Origin of the sequence: Janthinobacterium sp. PSPC3-1 (genome assembly GCF_049896105.1) — a bacterium.
In the GTDB taxonomy this organism is placed as follows: Bacteria; Pseudomonadota; Gammaproteobacteria; order Burkholderiales; family Burkholderiaceae_D; genus Janthinobacterium.
This window is the reverse complement of the sequence record NZ_JAFCTQ010000022.1, coordinates 105,513-113,630: the sequence shown is the minus strand read 5'-3', so window position 1 is coordinate 113,630 and position 8,118 is coordinate 105,513. Positions and strand designations below refer to the sequence as shown.

The window sequence follows — 8,118 nt, the reverse complement described above, 5'->3', positions numbered from 1 at the left end:
CCTTTCTCAATGCGTTTACAAGCAATATTTTCGACCTACGGCCACACCAAGCACTGATGCTTCATGCAATCGCCCTGAGATGGCAGCCGGTTTGCGGTGGATCGCTTTGCCGGGAGAGTAAAATGCGCGTTTGATGCCAGGAATCACCGTGAGCACTATGGACAATGAACAGATGGAAAATCGTTTCGTCGATATCGAGATCAAGCTGGCGCAGCAGGAGGACCTGGTCGAGTCGCTGAACCAGATGGTGTACCAGCAGGGGCGCCGCATCGACCAGCTCGAAGCGATGCTGCACAAGCTGGGCGAGCACGTGCGCGACGGCGCGCAGCAGGCCAATGGTGGCCAGGTCAACGAGCGCCCGCCGCACTACTGATCGCTACCGATCATTACTGCGGTGCGTGATACCTGCGGTTGTTGCGGGTGACGCAAGTATGTCCGGCTGTTATTATTTCAGGCTGGTCCGCGACACAATCGCGGTTCTCTTGCGTTCTTTGAAAGATGTCATGACCCGTCCAACACTGCTCGTCATCGCCGCCAGCCTGATGCTGGCGCCAGCCGCTTTTGCCGCGACCAAGGCGCCAGCCGCCGCTACCGCCGCGGTTGCCCTGCCTGCCAGCAATCCGTTTGCGCAAGCCAGCACCCTGCCTTTCCATTACCCCGCCTTCGACAAGGTGCAGGACGCCGATTACGCGCCCGCCTTTACGGCAGGCATGGCGGCGCACCTGGCGGAGATCAATGCAATCGCCAACAATCCGAAAGCGGCCACCTTCGACAACACCATCGTGGCCATGGAACGCGCGGGCCAGCTGCTGGGCCGTGTGCGCACCGTGTTTTCGGTGATGTCGGGTTCGAACACCAATGAGACGATCCAGGGACTGGAACGCGAGCTGGCGCCAAAAATGGCGGCCCATAGCGACGCGATCATGCTCAACGGCAAGCTGTACCAGCGCATCAGCGCCTTGTACGCCAAGCGCGACAAGCTGGGTCTCGATGCCGAATCGACACGCTTGCTGGAGCGCTACAATACGGACTTCGTGCGCGCCGGCGCCAAGCTGTCGGCTGCCGACAAGGACAAGCTGAAGACCTACAACGGCCAGCTGGCAGCCCTGTCGACCACCTTTGCGCAAAATGTGCTGAAGGAATTGAACGCTTCGGCGGTCGTTGTCGATACGCGCGAAGAGCTCGACGGCCTGTCGCCGGCCGCGATCGAAGTGGCCGCCGGCCTGGCCAAGAAGCGCGGGCTGGACGGCAAGTATGTGATCGCGCTGGTTAACACCACCGGCCAGGCGCCGCTGTCGCAGCTGACGAATCGCGCCGTGCGCGAACGCATCATGGCGGCCTCGCAGGCGCGCGGCAGCCATGGCGGCGAGTTCGACAACCGGCAAGTGGTGCTGGACCTGGCCAAGCTGCGCGCCGAGCGTGCGGCCCTGATGGGCTACCCGAACTACGCGGCCTATTCGCTGGAAGACCAGACCGCCAAGACCACCACCGCCGTCAACGCGCTGCTGGGCGAACTGGCGAAACCGGCCGTCGTCAACGCGCGCCGCGAAGCGGACGATATCCAGAAGGTGATCGATGCCGGCAAAGGCGGCTTCAAGGTCGCCGCCAGCGACTGGGCCTATTACAGCGACAAGGTGCGTGCCGAACGCTACAACTTCGACCAGAACCAGTTGAAGCCGTATTTCGAGATGAACAGCGTGTTGACCAAAGGCGTATTCTTTGCCGCCGGCAAGCTGTACGGCCTCTCCTTCAAGCAGCGTACCGACCTGCCGGTGTACAACGCCGACATGCTGGTGTTCGACGTGTTCAATGAGGACGGCAAGCAACTGGCCATCTTCACGCTCGATCCTTATGCGCGCAGCAACAAGCGCGGCGGCGCCTGGGCCAATGCCTATGTCAGCCAGTCGACCCTGCTGGGCAACCAGCCGGTGATCGCCAACAACCTGAATATTCCGAAGCCGGAAGCGGGCCAGCCGACCCTGATGACGTTCGACGAAGTGACCACCATGTTCCACGAATTCGGCCATGCGCTGCACGGCATGTTCTCGAACGTGAAATACCCGCGCTTCTCGGGCACCAGCGTGCCGCGCGACTTCGTCGAATACCCGTCGCAGGTCAATGAAATGTGGGCGCTGTGGCCGGAAGTGCTGCAGAACTACGCCAAGCACTACCAGACGGGCGTGGCGATTCCCGCCGAGCTGCTGGCGAAGGTGACGGCGGCCGACAATTTCAACCAGGGCTATAAAACCACCGAATACCTGGCCTCGGCCCTGCTCGACCAGCGCTGGCACCAGCTGACTCCGGCCCAGATCCCGACCGACGTGCTGGCGTTTGAAAAAGCCGCCCTGACGGACGCGGGCATCGATTTTGCGCCGGCGCCGCCACGCTACCGCACCACGTATTTCTCGCACGCGTTTGCGGGCGGCTATTCGGCCGGCTACTACGCCTACCTGTGGTCGGAAAAGCTCGACGCCGACACGGTCGAATGGTTCAAGGAAAACGGCGGCCTGACGCGCAAGAACGGCGACTGGTTCCGCGCCAAGCTGCTGTCGCGCGGCGGCAGCGCCGATGCGCTGCAACTGTTCCGCGACTTCCGCGGCCGCGATGCGAAAATCGAGCCGCTGCTGGAACGCCGCGGCCTGACGGGCAAATAAGCTCGCTAAGCTAAAAATGGCCGCCATGGACTGGCGGCCATTTTTTATTTGGGGTATCAAAACCGGCGCCGTGGTAAACCGCGCATTCGGCCCGCGCCGCCACGCTGGCGGATCGCCCTGCTATCATTTGCCACTGGTCCGCGACATGGTCGCGGTTCTTCCCTGCACTTTGAAAGATGTCATGATCCGTCCACAACTGCTCGTCATCGCCGCCAGCGTCATGCTGGCCCACGCCGCTCCGCAAGCCATGGCCGCCGCTGCCACGAAAGCCGCGCCCGCTGCCGCCGTCAGCGCGCAAAATCCGCTGCTCAAGGCCAGCCCGCTGCCGTTCCAGATGCCGCAGTTCGGCCTGATCAAGGACGCGCATTACGCGCCGGCGTTTGCCGAAGGCATGAAGCGCCAGCTGGCCGAAGTCAATGCGATCGCCAATAACCGCCAGGCGCCGACGTTTGAAAACACCATCGTGGCGCTCGAGCGTACGGGCCAGCTGCTGCACCGCGTGCAGAGCATTTTCAGCAACATGACCTCGACCAATACCAACGCGGTGCTCGAAGCGGTGGAGGTGGATGTGTCGCCGAAGCTGGCCGCCCACGCGGACGCCATCAGCCTCAATCCGAAACTGTTTACCCGCATCGACACTCTCTATGCCAAGCGCGACCAGCTGGGTCTGGACGCCGAATCGCTGCGCCTGCTGGACCGCTACCACACCGATTTCGTGCGCGCCGGCGCCAAGCTGTCCGACGCCGACAAGGACAAGCTGAAAGCCTTCAATGCCGAGCAGGCCGGCCTGGAAACGGCCTTCGCGCAGAACGTCTTGAAGGAAACCAACGCCAAGGGCCTGGTGGTGAACACGCGCGAGGAACTGGCCGGCATGACCGACAGCGATATCGACACGGCCGCCGCCGCCGCCAAGGAGCGCGGTCTGGACGGCAAGTTCGTCATCGCCCTGGTCAACACCAGCGGCCAGCCGGCGCTGGCGGTACTCACCAACCGCGCCACGCGCCAGCGCCTGATGGATGCGTCGCTGAACCGCGGCAGCCAGGGCGGCGAATTCGACAACCGCGCCATCGTGCTGAAGCTGGCCAAGCTGCGCGCCGAACGCGCCACCCTGCTGGGCTACCCGAACTACGCGGCGTATTCGCTGGAAGACCAGACGGCGAAAACCACCACCGCCGTCAACACCCTGCTGTCGGAACTGGCCAAACCGGCCGTGGCCAATGCGTGCCGCGAAGCGGCCGATCTGCAGGGTGTGGTCGACGCGGAGAAAGGCGGTTTTACCGTGGCGGCCGCCGACTGGGCCATCTATACCGACAAGCTGCGTAATCAACGTTTCAATTTCGACGAGAACCAGCTGAAGCCTTACCTGGAACTCAATAGCGTGCTGAACAACGGCGTGTTTTTTGCCGCCAACAAGTTGTACGGCATCAGCTTCAAGGAACGTAAAGACTTGCCGGTGTATAACCCGGACGTGCGCGTGTATGACGTGATCGACGCCAACGGCAAGCAGCTGGCGCTGTTTATCGCCGACTTCTATGCGCGCGGCAACAAGCATGGCGGCGCCTGGATGAATGAATATGTGTCGCAATCAAGCCTGATGGGCACCCATCCGGTGGTGGCGAACCAGCTCAATATTCCGAAGCCGCCGGCCGGCCAGCCGACCCTGCTGACGTTCGACGAAGTGACCACCATGTTCCACGAATTCGGCCATGCGCTGCACGGCATGTTCTCGAACGTGAAGTATCCGCGTTTCTCGGGCACCAGCGTGCCGAGCGACTTTGTCGAATACCCGTCGCAGGTCAACGAGATGTGGGCCGTCTGGCCGGAAGTGCTGCAGAACTATGCGAAGCACTACCAGAGCGGCGCGGCCATGCCGCAGGAATTGCTCGACAAAGTCATGGCGGCCAAGAAATTCAACCAGGGTTTCATGACCACCGAATACCTGTCGGCGGCCCTGCTCGACCAGCGCTGGCACCAGCTGGCGCCGAACCAGATCCCGACCGATGTGCTGGCGTTCGAAGCGGCGTCCTTGAAAGAGGCCGGCGTCGACTACGCGCCGGTGCCGCCACGCTACCGCACCAGCTATTTCTCGCACAGTTTCTCGGGCGGCTATTCGGCGGCCTACTATGCCTACCTGTGGTCGGAAAAACTCGATGCCGAGTCGGTCAACTGGTTCAAGGAAAACGGCGGCCTTACGCGCAAGAACGGCGACTGGTTCCGTACCAAGCTGCTGTCGCGCGGCGGCAGCGTCGACGCGCTGCAGCTGTTCCGCGACTTCCGTGGCCGCGACGCCACTGTCGAGCCGTTGCTGGAACGCCGTGGCCTGAAAACCCAGTAAGCGTGGTTCTCCGCTTGCGCTGTTCTTGACCGGGCAGTGCAAGCGTAACGTGCGGACGGCGTAGAATTGAGTAAGATAGTGATAGACACAAAACATGTAGTCGAGAGAGAACAATGAGTCAGCAAGATTTGAATGGCGTCACCCTGGAAGCGATCGTGACGCGATTGCAAGCCCATTACGGCTGGGATGGTTTGGGCAAGCGTATCGATATCAATTGTTTTATCAGCGAGCCGAGCATCAAGTCGAGCCTGAAGTTTTTACGCAAGACCCCGTGGGCCAGGAGCAAGGTGGAACAGCTGTACCTGGACACGCAATTTACCGACTGACAGGAAAAAACATGGAAACCAAACTCAAGGAATCGTTACACCAGCTGCGGTCCAACCTGGAGTCCAGCGGCCCCGTCGATGAAGAGTTGCAAGGTTTGCTGCAAAAGCTCGATGGCGACATTCACCTGCTGCTGGAAAAGCGCGCCGCGCTGGAAGCGCAGGAAGAGCCGGAATCGACCACCTACGGCCTGGCCGAGCGTAGCCAGGAATTGTCGGCCAAGTTTGCCGTCAAGCATCCGAAACTGGAGCCGGCGCTGCGTGAGCTGGGCGAGATCCTGGCCAATATGGGGATTTGAGAAGGTCTGTCGCTGCGCGATCGCAATGCGCCCCGTCAGGGCGCATTGCCCCCAAGTGATTGAAATATAAACGTTTTTTGCACCAAAATCCAACAGTCAAAATCAGGCTGTCAGGTTTGAAATGGCCAATTCCGGTACAATCCGGCCAATGAGCTCCCCTACCAATTTATTTGCGACCGTTCCCAAGCGGTCTGCCCGCGCTGCCGTAGCGCCTTTCCTGCCGATGTCGCGCGCCGAGATGGACGCGCTGGGCTGGGACCAGTGCGACGTCATTCTCGTGACCGGCGACGCCTATATCGACCATCCGAGTTTCGGCATGGCCCTGGTCGGCCGCCTGCTCGAAGCGCAAGGCTATCGTGTCGGCATCATCAGCCAGCCCGACTGGCTGTCGGCCGACGCCTTCCGCATTCTCGGCAAGCCGCGCCTGTACTACGGCGTTACCGCCGGCAATATGGATTCCATGGTCAACCAGTACACGGCCGACCGCAAGATCCGCTCCGACGACGCGTATACCGCCAACGCCGAACCGAACAGACGCCCGGACCGCGCCGTCACCGTCTACGCCCAGCGCGCGCGCGAAGCATACCCGGACGTGCCGGTGGTGATCGGCAGCATCGAAGCGTCGCTGCGCCGCATCGCCCATTACGATTACTGGTCGGACAAGGTCCGCCGTTCCGTGCTGCCCGATTCCAAGGCCGATTTGCTGATCTTCGGCAATGCCGAACGCGCGCTGGTCGACCTGACGCACCGCCTGGCCGCCGGCGAAGCGATCAAGGATATCCGCGACCTGCGCGGCACCGCCTTCATGGTACCGGCCGGCTGGCTGCCGGGGGACGACTGGGGCGTGCACAATTCCACCCGCGTCGATGTGCCGGGAAAGATCGATCCGCACTACAGTCCGTATGAAATGGTGCAGGAAGACAAGACCGCCTGCGCCACCGAAAATGCCTCGAAGTCGGCCGAAGTGATCAAGCCGATCCGCATCATGAGCCGCGAAGAGCGGCTGGCGATGGCCAAGGAAAAGCACGACAAGACCGTGGTGCGCCTGCCCGCGTATGACGTGGTCAAGGACGACCCGGTGATGTATGCGCACGCTTCGCGCGTGTTTCACCTGGAATCGAACCCGGGCAATGCGCGCGCCATGGTGCAGGCGCATGGCGAACGCGACGTGTGGCTCAATCCGCCACCGCTGCCGCTGGCGATGGACGAGATGGACGGCGTGTATGACATGAACTACGCGCGCGCGCCGCATCCGAGCTATGGCAAGGCGCATATCCCGGCCTGGGAAATGATCCGCTTTTCCGTCAACATCATGCGCGGCTGCTTCGGCGGCTGTACCTTCTGCTCGATTACCGAGCATGAAGGCCGCATCATCCAGAGCCGTTCGGAACCGTCGATCCTGCGCGAAATCGAGCATATCCGCGATAAAACCAAAGGGTTTACGGGCACCATTTCCGATATGGGTGGCCCGACCGCGAACATGTACCGCCTGGCCTGCAAGGAAAAAGAGATCGAAGTGTCGTGCCGCCGCCTGTCGTGCGTCTACCCGTCGATCTGCGTCAACCTGGGCACCGACCACAGCAAGCTCATCTCCCTGTACCGCAAGGCACGCGCGATTCCCGGCATCAAGAAAGTACTGATCAGCTCGGGCCTGCGCTACGACCTGGCCGTGCGCTCGCCCGAGTATGTGAAGGAACTGGTCACGCACCACGTCGGCGGCCTGCTGAAGATCGCGCCCGAGCACACGGAAGAGGGCACCTTGTCGAAAATGATGAAGCCCGGCATCGGTGCCTACGACGAATTCAAGGAAATGTTCGACCGTTTCTCGCTGGAAGCGGGCAAGAAGCAGTACCTGATCCCCTACTTTATCGCCGCGCACCCGGGCACCACCGATGTGGACATGCTGAACCTGGCGCTGTGGCTGAAGAAAAACAATTTCAAATTGGACCAGGTGCAGACCTTCATGCCGACGCCGATGGCGATGGCCACCACCATGTATCACACGCGCAAGAATCCTTTGCGCAAGGTGACCGCCGACTCGGAAACCGTGGAAACGGCGCGCAGCGGCAAGATCCGCCGCACTCATAAAGCGTTCCTGCGCTACCAGGACCCGGCCAACTGGCCTATCCTGCGCGAAGCGCTGGTGAACATGGGCCGTGGCGACCTGATCGGCAATGGCGACAAGCACCTGATCCCGGCCTGGACCTCGTCCGAGTCGGGCGGCCTGGCCGCAGGCGAACGCAGCCGCCAGACGCACGGCGCCGGCACGCCCGACAAGTTCAAGGTCACGCCGGGCAAGAACCGCATCGCCTTGGGTGGCACGGCAGCGGCGCCGAAAGCGTCGGCGGCCGAATCAAAAGTGCGTCCATCGATTCTGTCGACCATCAAGACCAAGGCCAAACCTGCCGTTGCCGCACCGGTCAGCCGCGGCAAGGCGCCGGCCAAGGGCGGCGCGCCGGCACGGGGCGGTCGCAGATAAGCAAGTTTCTGCAGTCATCCCTGAAACC

General features: G+C 61.9%; 6 protein-coding genes. All 6 read left to right on the top strand.

Translation table 11 applies throughout. The features are described 5' to 3' along the window. Positions 1-157 precede the first annotated feature (157 nt). The 6 genes from ACP7B7_RS21065 to ACP7B7_RS21040 all read left to right on the top strand — a co-directional run bounded on the left by ACP7B7_RS21065 (position 158) and on the right by ACP7B7_RS21040 (position 8,090). Positions 158-373 carry a SlyX family protein gene (locus ACP7B7_RS21065; protein ID WP_308925831.1) on the top strand — a complete coding sequence of 72 codons (216 nt, stop codon included), beginning with the start codon at positions 158-160 and terminating at the stop codon, positions 371-373. Between the two features lie 130 nt (positions 374-503). Then, positions 504-2,654, top strand: coding sequence for a M3 family metallopeptidase (locus ACP7B7_RS21060; protein WP_426077963.1), 2,151 nt, complete (start codon positions 504-506; stop codon positions 2,652-2,654). Between the two features lie 181 nt (positions 2,655-2,835). Beyond that, a complete protein-coding gene (locus tag ACP7B7_RS21055; RefSeq protein WP_426077962.1) occupies positions 2,836-4,989 on the top strand; it encodes a M3 family metallopeptidase in 2,154 nt (717 codons plus the stop codon). A gap of 113 nt (positions 4,990-5,102) precedes the next feature. Further along, entirely contained in the window at positions 5,103-5,315 is a 213-nt protein-coding gene (locus ACP7B7_RS21050) for a VF530 family protein (RefSeq protein ID WP_308923036.1), read from the top strand. Positions 5,316-5,326: 11 nt separating this feature from the next. Beyond that, entirely contained in the window at positions 5,327-5,611 is a 285-nt protein-coding gene (locus ACP7B7_RS21045) for a DUF4404 family protein (protein WP_308923035.1), read from the top strand. Positions 5,612-5,834: 223 nt separating this feature from the next. Next, positions 5,835-8,090 carry a YgiQ family radical SAM protein gene (locus ACP7B7_RS21040; protein WP_426077965.1) on the top strand — a complete coding sequence of 752 codons (2,256 nt, stop codon included), beginning with the start codon at positions 5,835-5,837 and terminating at the stop codon, positions 8,088-8,090. The last annotated feature ends 28 nt before the right edge of the window (positions 8,091-8,118 follow it).